The sequence below is a fragment of the Thioclava sp. ISO4 genome, assembly GCF_058105145.1.
Genome location: NZ_CM176571.1, coordinates 1,788,257 through 1,806,605, shown reverse-complemented (window position 1 = coordinate 1,806,605; position 18,349 = coordinate 1,788,257). Strand labels below are relative to the sequence as shown.

Below are 18,349 nucleotides of genomic sequence, written 5' to 3'. Positions count from 1 at the left end.
GCCGCTCAGCGGGAACGGGCAAGATCGGCGCGGGCTTGATCTGCACGGGCGAGGATCGCGACCGCGACAAGGCCCACCGCGCAGACCAGCAGTGCGGCGGGCGAGGCATCGCCCAGATTCTCGAGGCTCGCCTTTTCCTGCGTGCGCGTGGCCAGCGTCTCGAAGTTGAACGGGCGCAGCAGCAGCGTCGCGGGCAGCTCCTTCACGCAGTCCACGAAGACCAGAAGCAGCGCCGAGCCGACCGAGCCGCGCATCAGGGGCAGGTAGAGACTGCGCAGGACACCCCCCGGCGTGCGCCCCAGCGAGCGCGCGGCCATCGGCAGCGAGGGCGGCACGCGCCCGAAGGCGGCGTCGCTCGCGCCTTGGGCGATGGCGAAGAAACGCACCACATAGGCGAGGATGATCGCAAAGGCCGAGCCCGTCAGCAGCAGCCCGGGATCGTGGCCGGTGATCGCCAGCACGGCGTCGGCCAGCATGTGATCGAGACCGGCGAGCGGGATCAGGATGCCGACCGCCAGCACCGCCCCCGGCGCGGCATAGCCCAGCGTCGTCAGCGGCAGCACCGCGCGCGGCAGGCGCTGCCCCGACAGGCGCACCCCGTAGACCATGAACAGCGCCAGCGTCACCGTGATCACGGCGGCAGCCCCCCCGGTCAGAATGGTGTGCCACAGCGCGAGCCCGAGGCCCCGGCCGAACCACGCCTCGGGATTGGCGAGCGCATGACTGCCCATCACCGCGACCGGCAGCACGAAGCCCAAGGCGACCGGGAGCACGCAGGCCAGCGTCGCCACCCAGCCAGCCGCGCCTTTCAGACGCTGCGGCTGCACCGGGCGGGCCTGACGCGCGCTTTGGTAATAGTGGACGCGGCGGCGCGAAAGCTTCTCGAGCATAAGAAGCGCGAGGACGATCCCGAGGATCACCAGCGCGAGCTGCGCGGCCCCGCCCGCATTGCCGCCCGAAAGCCATGTCGAGAAGATGCCCGTGGTCAGGGTCTGCACGCCGAAATGATCGACGACACCGAAATCCGCCACCGTCTCCATCATCGCGATCGCGGCCCCTGCGGCGATGGCGGGACGCGCGAGCGGCAGGCCCACGCGCCAGACCATCCCCCATGGGCCAGTGCCGAGGGCGCGAGCGACCTCGTAGCTGGCGCCGGATTGCTCGCGCAACGCTGCGCGGGTGATCAGGTAGATATAGGGGTAAAGCGCGGCCGAGAGCACGACGACCGCCGCCTCGCGCGAGCGGATCTCGGGGAACCAGTAGTCACGCGCAGAGACCCAGCCGAAAGCACCGCGCATCGCGGTCTGCACAGGGCCGGAATAGTCGAGAAAATCGGTGAGGGCGTAGGCGCCGACATAGGCCGGGATCGCGAGCGGCAAAAGCAGCAGCCATTGCAATATGCGATGCCCCGGGAAGCGATACATCACCACGAGCCACGCAGCCCCCGCCCCGATGGCGGAGGCCAGAAGCCCCACGCCGCCCGTCAGCACCGCCGTATTGATCAGGTAGCGCGGCAGCACCGTCGCGATCAGATGCGGCCAGATATTGTCGCGCGGGTCGAGCGCCATCCAACCGACAGCCAGAATCGGGGCCAGCACCAGCATCGCGATCACCACGGCCCCGAGCGACCACAGCCCGCCCCCTGCACGCAAGCGCCCGCGCAGGGCAGGCGCAGGAGGGACCGAGAGGGTTTGGGCGGACTTGGGCACGGGTTTTCCCGATCGGTTTTGTCGGAATTGTCTCGCCCCTCCTACCCCGAAACACATTTGCCTGTCCAGAACGGAGCGGCTAGAGTGAGCGCCAACAATAAAGGCTTGACCGGCCAGACGATATTGAGGCGCGCAGAATGAAAGTCGTTTTCCATCTCGGAGCGCATTCGACCGATGAAGATCGCATCGTGGGCGCGCTCTCGAGCAATGACCGGCTCCTCGAATCTCACCGCGTCGCCGTGCCCGCCCCCCGCAGCTATCGGATGGTGTTGCGCGATGCTTTGGTCTCGCTGAAAGGCGGGCCTGCGCCGCAGGATGTGCAGGACGCGATCATCGAGGCGAGCACCGACGCGCCGGTCCTCGACCGGCTGGTGTTCAGCCACGCGTTTTTCCTGTGCATCCCCGAGCGGGTGATCACCAAGCGCGGCTTCTACGCGATGGCGCCGGGCAAGCTCGCACCGCTCGCGAACCTCTTTCCCGATGCGGAGACCGAGTTCCATCTCGCGCTGATCAACCCCGCGAGCCTGATCCCGCAACTGGTCGCCCGGCTGCCCAAGCGCAGCTACGAGCAGATCATGGAAGGCCACGACCCGCGCGAGCTGCGCTGGGAGCCGCTGATCCGTCAGATGGTGGAAGCCGCGGGCGGGCGGCGTTTCGTGATCTGGTGCAACGAGGATCTGCCGCTGATCTGGCCCGAGGTGCTGCGCTCGGTCGGCGGTTTGCCCGAGGATCAGGCGCTCAAGGGCGACATGATGGTGCTGCGTCAGATCATGCCCGAGGAGGGGATCGAACGGTTGCGCAGCTATTTCGACGCGAACCCGCCGAAATCGGTGCTGCACCGGCGCAAGATCGTGGCGGCCTTCCTCGACAAATACGCCCAGCCCGAGGCGCTCGAGATCGAGGCACCGCTGCCGGGCTGGACCGATGAGCTGGTCGACGAGATCACCGCGCAATACGATGCCGACGTCGCCGCGATCGCGCGGATGCCCGGTGTGGAATTCATCGCACCCTAAGCGAAGGGAGCGGTTCGCGCCGGATCATCGCCCGGCGCGCAGTGGCGCTCAGCCCATCCCCAGCGCGGATTTGTAGATGTCGAGAATCGCTTCTTCCTCGGCCACGTCATCCTTGTCGCGTTTGCGCAGAGCGACGATCTTCTTCAGAACCTTGGTGTCATAGCCGCGGGCCTTGGCCTCGGACATGATGTCCTTCTGCTGCTCGGCGATGTCTTTCTTCTCGGCTTCGAGGCTCTCGAACTGCTCGACAAACTGGCGCAGCTCATCGGCGGTGACATTGTAGGCGGCATCGTTGGGCATGGGCCTCTCCTGCTTGCGAACGGGGGTCGGCGCTCTGACTAGCCCGAGCGTCTGCGCGCATCAAGAGGCGGCGCGCGCGGATCGGCGGGTTATGGAAGGACGCCCGCCCCTCCCGCTTATTCCCGCAACATAGCGGGCACCTGCGTTTTTCTTGCCATACCCCCCGCGACGGGCTAGGCAGGCGCGCGCAACTTTCGGAGGCCGCAATGGAAAATCTGATCTGGGCAGGGGCCGTCGTCTCGGTGATCGGGCTGTTCGGCATCCTGTATTGCATCGTCAAAGTGGCCAGCGCCAAGCGTGCCGGCCTGCCCGATGAAGAGCTGCGCGCACGGCTGCAAAAGATCATCGCGATCAATATGGGCGCGCTGTTCGTGTCGGTGATCGGGCTGATGATGGTGGTGCTGGGCATCTTCCTCGGCTGAGGCGGCCCTGCCCCAACACCCACATCCCCTCAGGCGTCGTCGAGATCGGCGAAGCATTTGCCGTTGCGGATCAACACATCCCATAGTGTGACCGGTTCGGGCGCGCCCTCTTCCGCCAATTCGCGCAGCAACTTGCGCGTCCCGAGAAGCCCCGCGCGGTCGGCGGCGAACATTACGCCGCCCATCTGCGGTGCAAAGCCCAGCACATGGCGCGCCGCGACGTCGATATCGCCCGCCCGATGCGCCTGCGCGTGCTGCAAGAGCCCCGCGCCGCAATTGGCAAGCTCGGCCAGAATCCGGGCGCGGATGCGCGCATTCGACAGACGGCGCGGCATGATCCCGGCCTCGTCGCGCAAAGCCGCCAGCGCCTCGGCCTGATCGGGAACCGGGCGCGGCGCGCCCTCGGACCAATCGTAAAAGCCCTGTTGCCGCGTGCCACGCGCAGCGGCATCGAGCGCGAGCAGGCTGAGAAGCGGGCCGAACGGGCGATGCAGCCGCACGAAATCCTCGAGCACGGCGTCGACGCCCAACCGGTCGGCCAGCTCCAGCGGCGGACGCGTGCCGCCCGCCTCGCGGACCGCCGCATCGACCTGCGCGACCGAGGCCCCGGCCAGCACCGCACGCTCTGCCGCGGCGATATAGGCGACGCGCAGATGATCGGCGATGCCGCCCGCGCCCGGGCCACCGCGCAGAACCTGCGTCCCACCCTGCCGCAGCAGCCCCGCCATCGCGTAGAGATCGGCAGGCACCGCGCCCTCGGGCGCCACGAGTTCACACAGATCGCCGGTGCAGCGCAGCCTGAATTCCTCCGCGCCGTCGGGCAGATCCTCGGCGTTGCGCGCGCTCAGCGGCGCGGGCGGGAATGTCCCTTTGCCCGAGGCGATCAGCGCATCCGCCCCTGACAGCCCCTCGCGGGTCATCGCCGCGCCAAGCCGCGCCCAATCGGCCTCGCGAATCTCGGGCGACAGCGCGCCGGATTGCACCGCGATCTCCTGCTTGCGCGCGATATCGGCAAAGGCCGTCTCGATCGCGGCGGGATCGCTTGCGCCGAAGACGACCTCGTGCCCGGCGGCGAGCAAGCCCCCGGCCATCGCGGCGGGCTGATCCCAAAGGCCGATGCGCAGCGGCGCGGGCGCAGTGGGCGTGCCCTCGCTGGGAAGATGGGCGGCGCGACGCGTGACCCGTGCGGCGTAGCGCAACGCCTGCGACAGCGGCGCCTCGAGCAATTCCTGCAAGGCCACCGCCTCGACATCGAGCGCCTCGTCGAGCGGCAGCAACAGCGCGCCCTCGACCACTTCGAACAGGCGCGCGCCGACCGGTGCAAGCGCGCCGCTGCCCAGCTGCGCGCGCAGCGGCGCGAGATCGTTGAGATAGGTTGCGGGGTCGTCGAGCGCGGTATCGGTGCGCGGCACGCCCTCGGCGATCAGCATATCGAGGGCGGCGGCAATCTGGCTGCGATCGCTCGCGCCCAGCACGAGGTCGCATTGGCCCTGCCCTCGGGCGTGCTCGGCCTCGACCTCCTCACCGGCGGCCACGATCGCAAGCGCCCGTGCGCCGCCGATCCGCCGCGCAAGCCGCACGAGGCCGCCTGCGCCGACGAAGCCGCCAAGCGCGAATTCCGGTGCCGCAAAACAGGTGTCGGGATCGGCGATGCGCAGATCGGCGGCCTGCGCCAGCGCCATCGAGCCGCCCGCGATCCGCCCGGAAAGCCGCGCAAGCACTGGCAGGTCGAGCGCCCCGAGTCGTCGGCAAAGCTCCGACAGGCTCGGCACCTCTTCGCCCTTCGCGGGGCGCGGCGTGATCGCGTCGAAATCGTCCAGCGGATCGGGCGCGCAGGGCCAGCCCGCCGCACCGCCCTGCAGGACCAGACCGCGCAGGCTCTTGTCGCCTTCGACACGGTCGAGCACGCCGCCGATCGCGCGGCGCATCTGGGCCGTGATACCGGCCCGCGCGCCCTGATCGTCAAGCGCTGCGAGCGTCAGCCAAGCCAGCCCGTCCTGTGTGCGAAATTTCACCCGGTTCGCCATCGTCCCCCACTTGTGGCGGGGCATTCCGTGCGATCCACCGCCGCGCGAAGTTTAAAGCGAAGCAGGTTCAAAACAAAAGGGAAATCGCGCATCTCCGGGGGATGCGCGCAGGGGCAATTGACTGCCCCTGCCCGTTTGAAACGATAGGCCCAGGGTTACTGGCGGGCCGCCTTCGCGCCCGGTGCGTGCGCCCGGCAAAACGGCGTTGCGGGCAGCAGATCGAGCCGCGCCTCGTCGATGCGCTCGCCGCAGGTGACGCAATAGCCGTATTCGCCCGCCTCGATCCGGGCCAGGGCGGCGTCGATCGCGCGGATCTCGGACTGCGCCGACTGGCCGAGGTCTTCGAGAACCTCGTCGCTTTCATGCTCGATCGCGGCGTCGTCCCAATCTTTTTCTTCGTGGCTCTCAAGCTCGGATTCGACCTGCGCCATCCGTTCCGAGAGTTGCGCCCGGCGGGTTTCGAGTTCGCTCTTGCGCGTTTCAATCGACTTCATCCTGTCCTCCTTGATCGATACAACCACCTAAACAGGCAAGCATTTCTCCGCTTTGACGCAAATCAACCGGTCGCACTCACGCACATATGCAGATATCAAATTGCTTGCACCATCACGGGCGTGAGGTCTAGCATTACAACTCTGACGGGTCCGGGAGAGCCCGTTCGACACGCAATTGAGCACAGGGAGAGCTCATGCATCAAGATTGGATTTGGGGCCTCGTCGGAGGCCTGATGATTGGCGCGGGCGCGGGCCTGTTTCTGCTGGTCAACGGCCGGATCATGGGCGCAAGCGGCATTATCGGCGGGCTGGTCGACGGCTCGGGCCGCGAGACCGTGTCCGAGCGCGTGGCCTTCCTCGGCGGGCTGATCGCGGTGCCACCGCTTCTCGTGCCGCTTTACACAACAGTCGACACCCATATGACCAGTTCCGTCTGGGTGATCGTAGCCGCAGGCCTGATGGTGGGCCTGGGCACGCGGATCGCGAATGGCTGCACCTCGGGCCACGGCGTCTGCGGCATCTCGCGATTTTCGCTGCGCGGGATCGTCGCCACCGCCTTCTACCTGCTCGGCGGTGCGCTGGTCCTCGTGATCTTCCGGCATTTTCTGGGAGTGATCTGATGCGCAATTTCTTCGCATTCCTGTCGGGTGGACTGTTCGGCGCGGGGCTTCTCGTGGCGGGCATGGTCGACACGAAAAAGGTGCAGGGCTGGCTCGACGTGTTCGGCGATTGGGATCCGACGCTGGCCTTCGTGATGGGCGGCGCGGTGAGCGTGATGTTCTTCGTCTGGATCTTCGCGAAGCGCCGCGAAACCTCGATGCTGGGCTCGCCGATGCCGGGGCCGTTTCCGCGGCTCGTGGATCGCAATCTCGTGCTCGGCTCGCTCCTGTTCGGCGCGGGTTGGGGCCTTGCGGGGCTGTGCCCCGGCCCTGCAATGGGTTCGCTGTCCTTCAATGGCTGGGAGGGCTGGCTGTTCCTGATCGCCATGGGGGTCGGGATGGCGCTCGCACCGCGGGCGAAAGCGTGGCTGAGCCTGCTGGATCGCAGCACGCTGGAAGTGCCGCCCTGCGAGAACGGGACCAAAGAGACGCCCGCGACCTCGGCGACGCGCGGCGCATAAGCCGAGCCGCAGCCTGCATTCGCGCCCCCAAGGCGGGGGTGCAATCACATGCCCGATTGGATCTTGAGCGGCGGCAGCGCGTCGTCGTCTTCCGTCGCGGAGAGCGCATCAAGATCGAGTGGCTCGCCAAAATCCATGTCGGGTTCAAGCCCGTCCAACCCGCGCGGCTCGGGCGCGTGGGCGGCATCGACGCCGTCCTCCGCGTCATAGGCCGGATCGAGCGGGTCGCCGAGGCTGGACAGGCCCGGCACCTCGTCGAGCGTCGGGGCCTGCCCATAGGGCGACGCCCCGGCATCGAAAGTGTCCGCCCCACGGCCAGCGCCATTCGCCGCCTCGTCTTCCTCGCGCAGGCGCAGCGCGCGTAGCCCGTGGCTTTGGCCGAGACGGGCAAGCGAGAGCTTGCGCCGTCCCTGCGCCTCGAGCGTGATCTTCTCCAACGCGTCCTCCGGGATCGGGATCTCTGTGCCGGGGCGCAGCGTCAGCACGGTAGACAGCGGCAGCGTGACGCGGTGCAGGACCGCTTCGAGCTGCGCGGAGGCCGCCAGAATGGAGCGTTCGAACGTATCAGACCAGTCGCGCGCGGGATCTTCGGGCGTGAAGCTTTCCGCCTTGGGCCCTACACCGCCCTCCGGATTTTCGCCCGCAGCCGGGGACGCGCGGCGCATCGCGGCGCCCCGCCCTTCGCGCGGAACCGCCCAAAGGAAGCCGCCGCTGCGTTCGCCCCCGGTGCCGAAGCCAAGCTGCGCCGTCCAGACGCGGTAGCTGACATCTTCCAGCAGTAGGCCAAGCGGCCGGGGATCGTCGAGATGCGAGGCGAAGCGGAAGCCCCCGGCCCAGGAAATCGCAGGGTCGCTGATCAAGCCCTCCTCGATCTCGGCCAGCACCGCATCGACGAAATCGGCGGCGATGGCGGCATCGATCCGGGTGGGTTTGCGCGGGGCAGGCATGGTCTTGCCGAACTGCCCCATCGTCTGCATCTCGATCAGCGTGGCCAGGGTGGCGGGCGGCAATGCGAGGACGCCAAGCGCCTCCCCCGGCCCTTCGATCACCGCGAGCAGCGACAGATCTTCGAGCATCTCGGGTAGATCGGCGAGAGACCGCGTCGCCTCCTCGATCGAGGCGACCTTCAGCGGCAGTTCGAGCATATCCTGCGCGACCTTGGACAGCGCGAGCGTGATTGCGCGCGCAGGCGTGATCGGGGCCGCGCCCGCAACCGCCTTCGCCGCCTCGGTCTTACGCCGCAGCACCGATGTCTCGCGCTCGTGAACCATGGTCTCCATCCACCCGCATTCGGGGTCTCATCGCCCAGCTTTGACAGATCGAGGTTTACAAAGCGTTGAAAATGCCCAGCGTTTCGCGGCTTAGCGCGAAAGGGCCGCGCTTTCCGAAGGCGGGTCGGAGGGCGCGCGCAGATCGCTGCGTCTCAGCGGCAGGCTGATGCGGAACGCGGCCCCGCCCTGTCCCGGCACATAGTCGATCGTGCCACCGAGATTGGTCATGATCTCGCGGCAGATCGCGAGGCCGAGGCCCGCACTGCCGGCGCGGCTTTGATCGGTCAGACGGGCGAATTTCTCGAAGATCAGCTTCTGGCTTTTCTTCGGAATGCCCGCGCCGTTGTCGATGAAGTCGATCTGCACCCGCTTGCCCCGGCGCTTCACCTCTATCCGCAGCACCGCCTTCTCGGCATCGCAATATTTCCGCGCGTTCGAGATCAGGTTGATCATGACCTGCACCAGCCGGTCGGCATCGGTGAAGATCGGCATGTGCTCGGTCGGGAAATCGCGCTCCACCCGGAAGGCGCGGTCGGGCCGGGTCGAGGAGGCCGATTGCACCGCGCGGTTGATCAGGTCGTGCAGATTGGCGACCGAGACATTGAGCTGTGCGCGGCGGTTCTCGAGCACGGAGAGGTCGAGCAGATCATCGAGCAGACGGGTCAGGCGGCGCGCTTCCTCATGGATGATCTCGGCATATTGCGCGCGCATCGAATCCGGCAGATCGGGCTCCATCAGGATTTCCGAGAAGGCGCGGATCGAGGTCATGGGCGTGCGCAGCTCGTGGCTGATCTGGCTGAGGAAGCTGTCCTTCTGCACCGACAGATCCTGCAGCTTGTCATTGGCCTCGCGCAGCGCCCGCGCCACCCGCGCGAGCTCCTCGGATTTCGCCTCGAGCCGCGCGGTGTATTCCTTGGCCTCTGCCGTCTCGCCCGCCACGGCGATCAGGTCCTGCATCGACACGGAGGTGCCCCCGGTCAGCTGCGCGATCATCGCATGCGCCGTCGAGGCCCCGACCGAGCCCGCCAGCTTGCGCTCCAGCCGGGCGAGGAAATCGGGCGTGGTGTCGGGCAAGAACCCGGCCTTGCCCTGCCCCGCCGCCTGCGCCTGGAAGAAATGCTGCGCGGGCTCGGCGCCCAGAATCCGCTGCGACATCGACAGCAGGTCCTCGGCCTCGGCCCCGCCTTGCACCCAAGAGCGCGCGGCGGGGCTTTGATCGTAGATATTCACGAAGGCCACGCCCTGCAGCCGCTCCATCGGGCCGGGGAAGGACAGCATCGAGAAGACCAGAAAGGCGAGCGTGTTGAACAGCAGCGACCAGAACAGCGCGTGCAGCAACGGGTCGAGCCCCGCGATCCCGAACAACGCGTGCGGGCGCAGCCATTCGAACCCGAACAGCCCGTGATCCAGAACGATCTGCGGTATCAGCCCGGCATCGCCCACCGAGGGCAGAAAGAGCGTATAGGCCCAAAGCGCGAAGCCGATCACCAGCCCCGCCGCCGCCCCCACATGGGTCGCGCCGCGCCAGAAGATGCCGCCGATCAGCGCGGGCAGAACCTGCGCCGCGCCCACGAATGCGATCAGGCCGATCGCCGCCAGCGCCTCGGAGCCGCCCGACATCCGGTAATAGGCATAGCCCATCGCTAGCACCACGATGATCGAGACCCGGCGCGAGGCCAGAACCAGCCCGCGCACATCGCCCTGGGCGCGCGGGCCTTCGCGGCGCAGTGCCAGCCATAGCGGCGTCACGATATGGTTCGAGACCATCGTCGCGAGCGCAATGGCGGCGACGATCACCATCGACGTGGCCGAGGAAAACCCGCCGAGGAAGGCCAGCAGCGCCAGCTTCCCCTGCCCCTCCGACAGCGGCAGCGTGAGCACGAACAGATCGGGATTCGTGCCCTCGGGCATCCGCTCCAGCCCCATCACCGCGATCGGCACGACGAAGAGGCTCATCAGCATCAGATAGGCCGGAAAGGCCCAGCTTGCGGTCGCGAGGTGCCGCTCGTCGACATTCTCCACGACGAGCACCTGAAACATCCGCGGCAAGGTCAGGATCGCGGCGGCGGAGACGAAGGTCAGCCCCGCGAAGCGTCCCGGATTGAGATCCCATTCCGCGATCTTCGAGGCGTCGATCCGCGAGAGCATGTCCATCGGCCCGCCGCCCAACCCCCAGACGACGAAAACGCCCACCGCGACCAGCGCGACCAGTTTCACCACCGCCTCCAGCGCAATCGCGGTGACGACCCCGTGGTGACGCTCGTTCGCATCGAGGTTTCGGGTGCCGAAGAGGATGGTGAAGATCGCAAGCCCGCCCGCGATCCACAGCGCCGTCGCCCCTTGGTCGGGCAGCGCCCAGCCCTCGGGCGTGCCCGCGGCGAAGACGCCGAAGCTCAGCGTCACCGATTGCAGTTGCAGCGCGATGTAGGGCGTGGCGGCGGCGACCGACATCAGTGTGACGATGACGCCCAGCGTGTTCGACTTGCCGTAGCGGCTGGAAATCAGATCCGCGATCGAGGTCACGCGATGGGTGCGCCCGATCCGCACCAGCTTGCGCAACACCCACCACCAGCCGACGAAGACCAGCGTCGGGCCAAGGTAGATCGTCAGGAACTCCAGCCCCGAGCGCGCCGCGTAGCCGACCGCGCCGTAGAAGGTCCAGGCGGTGCAGTAGATCGACAGCGAGAGCGTGTAGATCACCGGCGAGCGCAGGAAGCGCAGGCGGCGGCGCTGCGCGCGGCGTTCGGCCACGAACGCCACCGAAAAGAGCACGATCACATAGGTCAGGCAGACCGCGACGAGATTATTGAAGGGCATCTCAGCCCTCCGGCGGCGGCGCGTCCGACGCGCGGCTGGCGGTTGCGGCGTCGGTTGGGCCCTCGGCCTCGCCATTGCCTTCGGGCACGTCCTCAGCGTTGAGCACCGGGCCAAGCCCGCGGGAGATGGCGAAAGCCGCGAGGATCAGCACGATCCAGACCGCAAAAAGGTAGAGCCCGCCGCGCCCGGTATCGGGCACCGGGGTCTGCGCCGGATGCCACAGACCCGGCATCATGATCAGCACCAGCCCGACAATCGGCAGAAGCCGCGCCGCATCCATCAGGCGGCGGCGGCGATAGGAACGGCGGGCAAGAAAGAGCGGCTGGCCCGTCTGCGGCATCAGGCGGGCTCCCGGCGCGCAGCGCCCCCGCCGGTGATCGCTTCGAGCTGGTCGAGCACGTCGCCATTGGCGAATGGCTTGGCGAGGAAAGCCGTCGCACCGGCGCGGGTCGCGGCATCGCGGTCGCGCCCCTGCCCGCGCGCGCTGAGCATCAGAACGGGCAAATCGCGCAGCGCGGCATCCGCGCGCATATCGGCAAGGATTTCGAGACCGGAGCGCCCCGGCAGCATCAGATCTAGGATGATTGCGTCGGGCGGATCGCCGGTGATGCGCGCAATTGCCCGCGCGCCGTCTTCGAGCACCGACACCGTCCAGCCCGCACGCGTCAGGATGAACCGGATCGCTTCCGCGATATGCGGCTCGTCCTCGATCAACAGCACCTGTCTTTGCGCCATAGCCATCCCCCTCACCCGACTATCGCCACCGTGTCGCGCCCTGTCAAACCCTCACGCCCTCCCCGCCGACGCATCCGCGACGATCGAGGGCTCGCGCCGCCCCGGACACTCGCCACGCGGGCAGATTCGGCACGACGCGCCGATCGGGCGCGCAGGCGCATCAGCGCTCTGCGCGGGCGCTGGCAGGATCAGCATGGTGGCGCGCATCAGCACCGGACCGTCGAACCCCGTCGGGCGCGGCTCGGAGACGGCATAGGTCAGGAAGCGTTGCGGCAAGCGCCCCGCCATATCGACCAGCGCCCGGATCGGCTGCATCGGCCGTGCAAGCGCTTCATAGAGCGGCCAGAGCGGACAGGCGGCGGCGAAGCGCGGCAGCAGAAACCCGGGGGCTGCGCGGCGGAAGGTCAGCGTGCCCGAACCGTCGCAGATCACCAGCCCCGGCTGCCCCAGACCCGGCGCACCCGCAGGCAGGGCCGCGAGCCGCCGCAACACCTGCGCGAGCGGCACGGCGAAGCGCGCCGCCAGCGCGCCCGGATCGGGGCCGAGCTCGGCCAGCGCCGCCAGCACCGGATCGAGCGGCAAGGCCTGCGCATCGGCGGCCTGCCACTGCAGATGGCTGCGGGCCAGCTCCCGCGCCGCCGCAGAGGCCAGTTCCGGCGCGCCCGCGATCAGCGCCTCCGGGTCGGTCCCCGCATCCTCCAGTTCCGGGAAATGCCAGCCGCGCGCTTCGAGCCACGCCTCGAGCTGTTCTTGCGGCGAGGACAGGCCAGTCTCGGCGGTTTCCATCTCGTCGAGATAGCCGACCAGCGCCTCCGCCGTTCCCGACAGGCGCAGGCTTTCCTCCTGGATCGTGTTGAGGAAACGCGCGCGCCATTCCGGCTCGATATCCTCGGTCTCGACAAGGATCGCGGCGGTGGAGCGCAGCGAGGTCACCGCCGAGAGGACCTCGTGCAGCGAGGTCAGCAGGAACGGGTCCTGCGCCATGCGCTCGGCATAGGTTTCGACCACGCGCTCCAGCTCGGCCAGCCGCGCCTGACGGTTCACCAAAAGCGCGGCCCATGCAGGAAAGCGGCCGACGAATTCCTCGATGCGGTCGAGATCGGGCGCGGCCTGGCTGGCACTGCCCGTGCCATTGCCGTTACCTGTCTCGGCCAGTTCCAGCGACGCGACCGCTTCGCGCAGCCCGGCGAACAGCGCGCCCTCCGCCCCCTCGCCCAGCGTGACCGGATCGACGCCCATCGCGCCCGCAATCCGCTCGATCAGCGCATCGCTGACCCGGCGGCGATTATGCTCGATCAGGTTGAGATAGGCCGCCGAAATGCCGGAAGCCCGCGCCAGTTCGGCCTGCTTCAAGCCAAGCGCATTGCGCCGCTCGCGAATGCGGGTGCCGGTCAGCGGGGAACGGGCCATGTAAACTCCTCCTGCACCCGTTTTTACAAACAAGTGCAGAAGAAGAAAATAGTTTTACAGCGGTTTACAGGGGCTCAGCAGGGGCCCGTTCCGGAGGGTGTGACCGTGGCCATGCCCGACATGCCCCCGACACCCGGCTCGCATTCCCCGATATCGCGTTCAAGCTGCGCACAGCCTGCAAGCGCGACCAGTGCGACGACGGCTCCAAGCTGTGCGGCGGTTGCGAAAAAGCGGTTTTTCATGGCTCTCTCCAATTCTCGGCATGGGACGATTTTCCCACATGTCATTCTACATTCCCAGCCTGTGCGCTCTATGATCGACGTCAATTCCCGGCCCGATTTGACAGCTCCGCTCGATGCGCCATCATCAATGCGGCAGCGCAGCATTGCGCGCGGAAATTCGCGGAGACCCGGATGGAGCCCGAGACGATCGAGACCGAACTGGCCAGCGCCATCGATACGGCGCAAAAATTCCTGCCGGACTGGGCGGTGGCGCTGATCGCCTATGTGACGGCGGCGCTGATTGCGCTGCTGCTGTTTAGGGTGTTGTTCACGGCGCTCAACCGCGCGGTGGCCGATCGCGATCTGTTCTGGCGCTCGCTGGTTGCACGCGGGGCGCAGCCGATGCGGCTGATCCTGCTGATCGCGGCGCTTGGCTTTGCAAACGGGCTCGCGCCCGCCAGCGCCGCAGTCACCGGTGCAATCACCCATATTCTGTTGGTCGCACTGATCCTGTGCCTCGCCTGGATCGCCTATACCGCGCTTTACATCTGGACGACGATCCACCTGCGCCGCTTCAAGCTCGACGCGGAAGACAACCTGCTTGCGCGCAAGCACGTCACCCAGACCCGCATCCTGATGCGCGTGGCCAAGGTGATGATCGTGATCCTCGCGGTCGCAGCCGCCCTGATGACCTTCCCAGCCGTGCGCCAATATGGCGTGTCGCTTCTGGCCGCAGGCGGGGCCGCGGGTATCGTCGTGGGCCTCGCGCTGCAGCCGGTGCTCAAGAACCTGTTCGCGGGCATCCAGCTTGCCCTGACCCAGCCGATCCGCATCGACGACGCGCTGATCGTCGAGGGCGAATGGGGCAATGTCGAAGAAATTACATCCACTTACGTTGTCATCCGCATCTGGGATTGGCGGCGGCTCGTGGTTCCCTTGAGCTATTTCATCGAGCAGCCTTTCCAGAACTGGACCCGCGAAAGCGCCGATCTCATCGGCACCGTCATGATCTATCTCGACCACACGGCCGACGTCGCCGCGATCCGCGCGAAGGCCGAAGAGATTACCCGCGCCGATCCGCTCTGGGACGGGAAGGTCTTTGCCCTGCAGGTGACCGATTTCCGCGAGCGGGTGATGAAGGTGCGTATCCTCGCCTCCGCACGCAACGGTCCACGCACCTTCGATCTGCGCTGCCACATTCGCGAGGAGCTGGTGGCGTGGATTCAGGCCGAGATGCCCCACGCCCTGCCCCGCACCCGGGCCGATTTGTCGCCTGCGGAGGCTGCATTCCTCGGCGCGTCCTCCGGCGAAGCTGCACCCTCGGAGACACCGTCTGGCGAGATGCCGCCCGCATAAGTGCTTGCCCCATCCGTCTTCCGCGAAGCCTCGGCATCCCGGCGCTAATCGAAGGCCCCGAAATGCGCCCCGTAGTTCACGGCCCGGTTGGAGCAGGCAGCCATCGCGTCGACGAGCCATTGGCGATCTGGCACGGGCCTGCCGATCAGATGATGCCCGAGCGCGTCTTCGCCCTTCGCGATATTGCCCGCGACATCGCCGCTGAAATTCAGCAGGCGTTGCAGCCAGAAATCCTGCGCCTGCGCGATATATCCCCCGCTTCCGCCGCCGGAGAGCCCGCGCACCACGGCAAGGCAATAGGCCGCCTCGATCGGCTGGGTCGGCGTGTCGAAGAGATAGCTTGGCGGGGCCGCGAACTGGCTTTTCCAGGCGAGGAAGAACAACCCTCCCGCGACCCCGATCGCGAGGACCGCATAGAACGCGGTCAGGGCCGGGTGCGTGCGCTGCTGACGCCTGCGGGCCCGTGCGCGAGCCCGCGCACGTTGCGCGGTCATTGATCGATCGGCCATGCGAATGCCTCCTGCCGCTCAGCAAAGCCGATTCCCCTTAAGAAACCCCGAATATGAAAAAGCCCCCCGGCGCACCGGAGGGCTTTCTGTCTCGCGAGAGCGTCTCTCTTATTCGAGGCCGGCCTTGTCGGTCACCTCATGGGTCCAAGCGCCTTCCGGCTTCTTGGTGATGACCGGGTCCGAACCGCCCGACATCAGAACGTCGACCGTGCGCTCGTAATCGGCGGGGTCGAGCGTGCCGTTCGAGCCAGCGGTCAGCTTGGCGACCTCTTCCATCATGCCCTCTTGGTGCTCCATCGTCTGCGCACCGGTCTCGTCATTGTCGAGAATGATCTGCGCAGCTTCCTTGGGATGCTCCTCGGCGTATTTCCAGCCTTCCATCGAGGCCTTCACGAATTTCGCCATCTTGTCGACGAAAGCCGGGTCCTTGAGGTTCTCTTCGAGCACGTAAAGACCGTCTTCGAGCGTCGCGACGCCTTCGTCTTCATACTTGAAGGTCACCAGCTGGTCGGGCTGGATACCCGCTTCGAGCACCTGCAGATACTCGTTATAGGTCATGGTCGAGATACAGGCCGCCTGCTTTTGCAGAAGCGGATCGACGTTGAAGCCCTGCTTGAGCACGGTCACGCCATCGTCGCCGCCCTCGGTCGAGATGCCGAGATGGTTCATCCAGCTCAGGAACGGGTATTCATTGCCGAAGAACCACACGCCCAGCGTATGGCCCGGGAAGTCCTCGGGGGTCTTGATGCCGCTTTCCTTGAGGCAGGTCAGCATCATGCCCGACTTCTTGAAGGGCTGGGCGATGTTCACGAGCGGCAGCCCTTTCTCGCGGGCCGCCAGCGCCGCCGGCATCCAGTCGACGATGACGTCGGCGCCACCGCCTGCGATCACCTGCTCGGGCCCGATATCGGGGCCGCCCGGCTTGATGGTCACGTCGAGACCCGCATCCTCGTAGAAGCCCTTGTCGAGCGCGACATAGTAGCCCGCGAACTGGGCCTGCGTGACCCATTTCAGCTGCAGCGTCACGTCCTCGTTGGCCCAAGCGGCCCCCGCCATGGTGAGGCTTGCGGCCACCCCTGCGATCAGTTTCTTCATCTTTCACTCCACTGTTGGCCCCGGATCTTTACGCCCGGGATTTTAGGTTTTTCTCAGGCTCTTCCTTGCCCTTACGTCCGGGCCCGTTGCGACGGGTGCCAGAAAGTCACCAGCTTCTCGATCAGGGCGACAAGCCCATAGAAGCCCGAGCCCGCGAGGGCCGCAACGGTAATTTCCGACCACACGAGCGGCAGATCAAGCTGCCCCACCGCGGTCGAGATGCGAAAGCCCATTCCTTTCGTCGGGCTGCCGAAAAATTCGGCAACGATCGCACCGATCAAAGCCAGTGTCGTCGCGATCTTCAACCCGTTGAAGAGAAACGGCATCGCCGCAGGCAGGCGCATCTTGAAAAGCCCCTGCCAATAGCTTGCGGAATAGGTCGCCATCAGGTCGCGCTGAAGCGCATTCGTGGCCGCCAGACCCGCCACCATGTTCACGAGGACGGGGAAGAAGACCATGACCACGACGACCGCCGCTTTCGACTGCCAGTCGAAGCCGAACCACATCACGAGGATCGGCGCGATCCCGACGATCGGCAGGGCCGCGACGAAGTTCCCGATCGGCAGCAGCCCGCGTTGCAGGAAGGGCGAGCGGTCGATCAGGATCGCCACCACCACCGCCGCGCCGCAGCCGATGATATAGCCCGACAGCGCGCCTTTCAGGATCGTCTGCACGAAATCCTCGCGCAGCACATCGGTCGAGGCCATCAGGCTCGCCGCGATCTGGCTCGGGGCGGGCAGGATCACCGGGCTGATATTCAGCCCGCGAACCAGACCTTCCCACAGAAGCAGGAGGGTGATGCCGAACAAGGCCGGGATCAGGAAACGCGCCCAACGCTCCGAGCCGTGATGGCGCGCAAGCCAGGTATTGAGGGCCCAGGCCGCCAGCCAGAAGACGATTGCGAAAATAAGCCAGCTCATTGCACCATCCCCATCCGCTTGAGGGTGATTTGTTCGATGATGCCGACCACCACCACAAGGATCGCCGCGAGCGCCGCCGCTGCGAACAGAGCGGACCAGATCTGCACCGTCTGCCCGTAATAGCTGCCCGACAGAAGCCGCGCGCCAAGCCCGCGGGTCGCGCCCGCCGGCAGTTCGGCCACGATGGTGCCGACGAGACTCGCCGCGACGCCCACTTTCAGCGAGGCGAAGAGGTACGGCATCGACGAGGGCAGCCGCAGCTTCCAGAAGGTCGCGCCCTGGCTCGCATTATAGGTCTTCAGCAGATCCAGCTGCATGTGATCGGGCGCGCGCAGCCCCTTCACCATGCCGACGAGCACGGGGAAGAAGCTCAGGTATGCCGCGATGATCGCCTTGGGCAGCAACCCGGTGATCCCGAGGCTCGCAAGAACCACGATCACCATCGGCGCGATGGCGAGGATCGGGATCGTCTGGCTCGCGATTGCCCAAGGCATTACGCTCAGGTCCATCGCCCGGCTATGGGTGATCCCCACCGCCAGCAGGATGCCCAGACCGGTGCCCAGCGCGAAGCCCGCAAGCGTCGCCGAAAGCGTGATCCAACCATGGAAGACAAGGCTGCGCTTGGAGGTGATCTTCTGCCCGGCCACGCCTTCCCAAAGCCCGACAGCCACCTGATGCGGGGCGGGCAGAACGGGACGTTTCTGGCTCAGCGTGTCGGTGACAAGCTCGGAGAACGTGACCTCTTCACCGGCGCGTGCCGCCTGATCGTAGGTCCATTGCGAATTCATCCAGACGGTGGCTGCGTACCAAAGCAACAGGATCGCGGCCAGAACCGTCAGAACGGGTGCGATCATCTTCATCAGACCGCCCTCCCCTTCGGTTTGGCCGAACGCCCCTTTGACGAGGCCCAGAGCGGCGCGCAGGCCCGCC

The 18,349-nt window shown here is 66.8% G+C and carries 19 protein-coding genes; 5 read left to right on the top strand and 14 right to left on the bottom strand.

The features are described 5' to 3' along the window. Positions 1-5: 5 nt before the first annotated feature. Entirely contained in the window at positions 6-1,604 is a 1,599-nt protein-coding gene (locus AC2TZ7_RS08920; protein ID WP_489866799.1) for an ABC transporter permease, read from the bottom strand. Positions 1,605-1,846: 242 nt separating this feature from the next. On the opposite strand from AC2TZ7_RS08920, the gene AC2TZ7_RS08915 reads away from it, so the two are divergent. Continuing rightward, positions 1,847-2,722 (top strand): hypothetical protein, encoded by an 876-nt coding sequence (locus AC2TZ7_RS08915; RefSeq protein ID WP_489866634.1) that lies wholly within the window; start codon positions 1,847-1,849, stop codon positions 2,720-2,722. A gap of 48 nt (positions 2,723-2,770) precedes the next feature. On the opposite strand, the gene AC2TZ7_RS08910 is transcribed toward AC2TZ7_RS08915, so the two are convergent. After that, complete coding sequence (locus AC2TZ7_RS08910; protein ID WP_078519510.1) at positions 2,771-3,022, bottom strand: DUF2312 domain-containing protein; 252 nt, start codon at positions 3,020-3,022, stop codon at positions 2,771-2,773. A gap of 206 nt (positions 3,023-3,228) precedes the next feature. Between AC2TZ7_RS08910 and AC2TZ7_RS08905 the strand changes: the two genes are divergently transcribed. Beyond that, a complete protein-coding gene (locus tag AC2TZ7_RS08905; RefSeq protein WP_075774390.1) occupies positions 3,229-3,444 on the top strand; it encodes a hypothetical protein in 216 nt (71 codons plus the stop codon). 29 nt (positions 3,445-3,473) lie between these two features. Here AC2TZ7_RS08905 and AC2TZ7_RS08900 read toward each other — a convergent pair whose 3' ends face one another. Further along, the gene (locus tag AC2TZ7_RS08900; protein WP_489866633.1) at positions 3,474-5,495 is read right to left on the bottom strand and encodes an enoyl-CoA hydratase/isomerase family protein; all 2,022 of its coding nucleotides are present in this window, start codon (positions 5,493-5,495) and stop codon (positions 3,474-3,476) included. Positions 5,496-5,626: 131 nt separating this feature from the next. Next, positions 5,627-5,965 carry a TraR/DksA family transcriptional regulator gene (locus AC2TZ7_RS08895; RefSeq protein WP_489866632.1) on the bottom strand — a complete coding sequence of 113 codons (339 nt, stop codon included), beginning with the start codon at positions 5,963-5,965 and terminating at the stop codon, positions 5,627-5,629. Positions 5,966-6,159: 194 nt separating this feature from the next. Between AC2TZ7_RS08895 and AC2TZ7_RS08890 the strand changes: the two genes are divergently transcribed. Beyond that, the gene (locus AC2TZ7_RS08890) at positions 6,160-6,585 is read left to right on the top strand and encodes a YeeE/YedE family protein (RefSeq protein WP_078519514.1); all 426 of its coding nucleotides are present in this window, start codon (positions 6,160-6,162) and stop codon (positions 6,583-6,585) included. Next, entirely contained in the window at positions 6,585-7,085 is a 501-nt protein-coding gene (locus tag AC2TZ7_RS08885) for a DUF6691 family protein (protein ID WP_078539606.1), read from the top strand. The genes AC2TZ7_RS08890 and AC2TZ7_RS08885 overlap by 1 nt, the downstream gene beginning before the upstream one ends. A 44-nt stretch (positions 7,086-7,129) precedes the next feature. Here AC2TZ7_RS08885 and AC2TZ7_RS08880 read toward each other — a convergent pair whose 3' ends face one another. The 6 genes from AC2TZ7_RS08880 to AC2TZ7_RS08855 form a co-directional block, all read right to left on the bottom strand. Next, positions 7,130-8,356, bottom strand: a complete 1,227-nt coding sequence (locus AC2TZ7_RS08880) for a FliM/FliN family flagellar motor switch protein (RefSeq protein WP_489866631.1) — start codon at positions 8,354-8,356, stop codon at positions 7,130-7,132. A gap of 90 nt (positions 8,357-8,446) precedes the next feature. Beyond that, positions 8,447-11,173, bottom strand: coding sequence for an ATP-binding protein (locus AC2TZ7_RS08875; RefSeq protein ID WP_489866630.1), 2,727 nt, complete (start codon positions 11,171-11,173; stop codon positions 8,447-8,449). 1 nt (position 11,174) lies between these two features. Beyond that, positions 11,175-11,513, bottom strand: coding sequence for a hypothetical protein (locus AC2TZ7_RS08870; RefSeq protein ID WP_255266426.1), 339 nt, complete (start codon positions 11,511-11,513; stop codon positions 11,175-11,177). Beyond that, positions 11,513-11,908, bottom strand: coding sequence for a response regulator transcription factor (locus AC2TZ7_RS08865; RefSeq protein WP_098410468.1), 396 nt, complete (start codon positions 11,906-11,908; stop codon positions 11,513-11,515). The genes AC2TZ7_RS08870 and AC2TZ7_RS08865 overlap by 1 nt, the downstream gene beginning before the upstream one ends. Before the next feature lie 51 nt (positions 11,909-11,959). Beyond that, positions 11,960-13,318, bottom strand: a complete 1,359-nt coding sequence (locus AC2TZ7_RS08860; protein ID WP_489866629.1) for a short-chain fatty acyl-CoA regulator family protein — start codon at positions 13,316-13,318, stop codon at positions 11,960-11,962. A 74-nt stretch (positions 13,319-13,392) separates the two neighbouring features. Then, complete coding sequence (locus AC2TZ7_RS08855; protein ID WP_176535975.1) at positions 13,393-13,560, bottom strand: hypothetical protein; 168 nt, start codon at positions 13,558-13,560, stop codon at positions 13,393-13,395. A 171-nt stretch (positions 13,561-13,731) separates the two neighbouring features. On the opposite strand from AC2TZ7_RS08855, the gene AC2TZ7_RS08850 reads away from it, so the two are divergent. Next, complete coding sequence (locus AC2TZ7_RS08850) at positions 13,732-14,895, top strand: mechanosensitive ion channel family protein (protein WP_489866628.1); 1,164 nt, start codon at positions 13,732-13,734, stop codon at positions 14,893-14,895. A gap of 44 nt (positions 14,896-14,939) precedes the next feature. Here AC2TZ7_RS08850 and AC2TZ7_RS08845 read toward each other — a convergent pair whose 3' ends face one another. From AC2TZ7_RS08845 to AC2TZ7_RS08830, 4 genes are all read right to left on the bottom strand, one after another. Continuing rightward, on the bottom strand, positions 14,940-15,404 hold the full coding sequence (locus tag AC2TZ7_RS08845; protein WP_489866627.1) for a hypothetical protein: 465 nt from the start codon (positions 15,402-15,404) through the stop codon (positions 14,940-14,942). Positions 15,405-15,512: 108 nt separating this feature from the next. After that, on the bottom strand, positions 15,513-16,499 hold the full coding sequence (locus AC2TZ7_RS08840; protein WP_098410464.1) for an ABC transporter substrate-binding protein: 987 nt from the start codon (positions 16,497-16,499) through the stop codon (positions 15,513-15,515). 71 nt (positions 16,500-16,570) lie between these two features. Beyond that, entirely contained in the window at positions 16,571-17,419 is an 849-nt protein-coding gene (locus AC2TZ7_RS08835) for an ABC transporter permease (RefSeq protein WP_078519524.1), read from the bottom strand. Continuing rightward, the gene (locus AC2TZ7_RS08830; RefSeq protein WP_489866626.1) at positions 17,416-18,279 is read right to left on the bottom strand and encodes an ABC transporter permease; all 864 of its coding nucleotides are present in this window, start codon (positions 18,277-18,279) and stop codon (positions 17,416-17,418) included. Before AC2TZ7_RS08830 ends, AC2TZ7_RS08835 begins: the two co-directional genes overlap by 4 nt. Positions 18,280-18,349: the final 70 nt, after the last annotated feature.

Coding starts and splice junctions, on each gene's coding strand:
- AC2TZ7_RS08920 (WP_489866799.1), bottom strand. CDS start 1,604: ATGCTGGTGCTGGCCCCGATTCTGGCTGTCGGTTGGATGGCGCTCGAC.
- AC2TZ7_RS08915 (WP_489866634.1), top strand. CDS start 1,847: ATGAAAGTCGTTTTCCATCTCGGAGCGCATTCGACCGATGAAGATCGC.
- AC2TZ7_RS08910 (WP_078519510.1), bottom strand. CDS start 3,022: ATGCCCAACGATGCCGCCTACAATGTCACCGCCGATGAGCTGCGCCAG.
- AC2TZ7_RS08905 (WP_075774390.1), top strand. CDS start 3,229: ATGGAAAATCTGATCTGGGCAGGGGCCGTCGTCTCGGTGATCGGGCTG.
- AC2TZ7_RS08900 (WP_489866633.1), bottom strand. CDS start 5,495: ATGCCCCGCCACAAGTGGGGGACGATGGCGAACCGGGTGAAATTTCGC.
- AC2TZ7_RS08895 (WP_489866632.1), bottom strand. CDS start 5,965: ATGAAGTCGATTGAAACGCGCAAGAGCGAACTCGAAACCCGCCGGGCG.
- AC2TZ7_RS08890 (WP_078519514.1), top strand. CDS start 6,160: ATGCATCAAGATTGGATTTGGGGCCTCGTCGGAGGCCTGATGATTGGC.
- AC2TZ7_RS08885 (WP_078539606.1), top strand. CDS start 6,585: ATGCGCAATTTCTTCGCATTCCTGTCGGGTGGACTGTTCGGCGCGGGG.
- AC2TZ7_RS08880 (WP_489866631.1), bottom strand. CDS start 8,356: ATGGTTCACGAGCGCGAGACATCGGTGCTGCGGCGTAAGACCGAGGCG.
- AC2TZ7_RS08875 (WP_489866630.1), bottom strand. CDS start 11,173: ATGCCCTTCAATAATCTCGTCGCGGTCTGCCTGACCTATGTGATCGTG.
- AC2TZ7_RS08870 (WP_255266426.1), bottom strand. CDS start 11,513: ATGCCGCAGACGGGCCAGCCGCTCTTTCTTGCCCGCCGTTCCTATCGC.
- AC2TZ7_RS08865 (WP_098410468.1), bottom strand. CDS start 11,908: ATGGCGCAAAGACAGGTGCTGTTGATCGAGGACGAGCCGCATATCGCG.
- AC2TZ7_RS08860 (WP_489866629.1), bottom strand. CDS start 13,318: ATGGCCCGTTCCCCGCTGACCGGCACCCGCATTCGCGAGCGGCGCAAT.
- AC2TZ7_RS08855 (WP_176535975.1), bottom strand. CDS start 13,560: ATGAAAAACCGCTTTTTCGCAACCGCCGCACAGCTTGGAGCCGTCGTC.
- AC2TZ7_RS08850 (WP_489866628.1), top strand. CDS start 13,732: ATGGAGCCCGAGACGATCGAGACCGAACTGGCCAGCGCCATCGATACG.
- AC2TZ7_RS08845 (WP_489866627.1), bottom strand. CDS start 15,404: ATGGCCGATCGATCAATGACCGCGCAACGTGCGCGGGCTCGCGCACGG.
- AC2TZ7_RS08840 (WP_098410464.1), bottom strand. CDS start 16,499: ATGAAGAAACTGATCGCAGGGGTGGCCGCAAGCCTCACCATGGCGGGG.
- AC2TZ7_RS08835 (WP_078519524.1), bottom strand. CDS start 17,419: ATGAGCTGGCTTATTTTCGCAATCGTCTTCTGGCTGGCGGCCTGGGCC.
- AC2TZ7_RS08830 (WP_489866626.1), bottom strand. CDS start 18,279: ATGAAGATGATCGCACCCGTTCTGACGGTTCTGGCCGCGATCCTGTTG.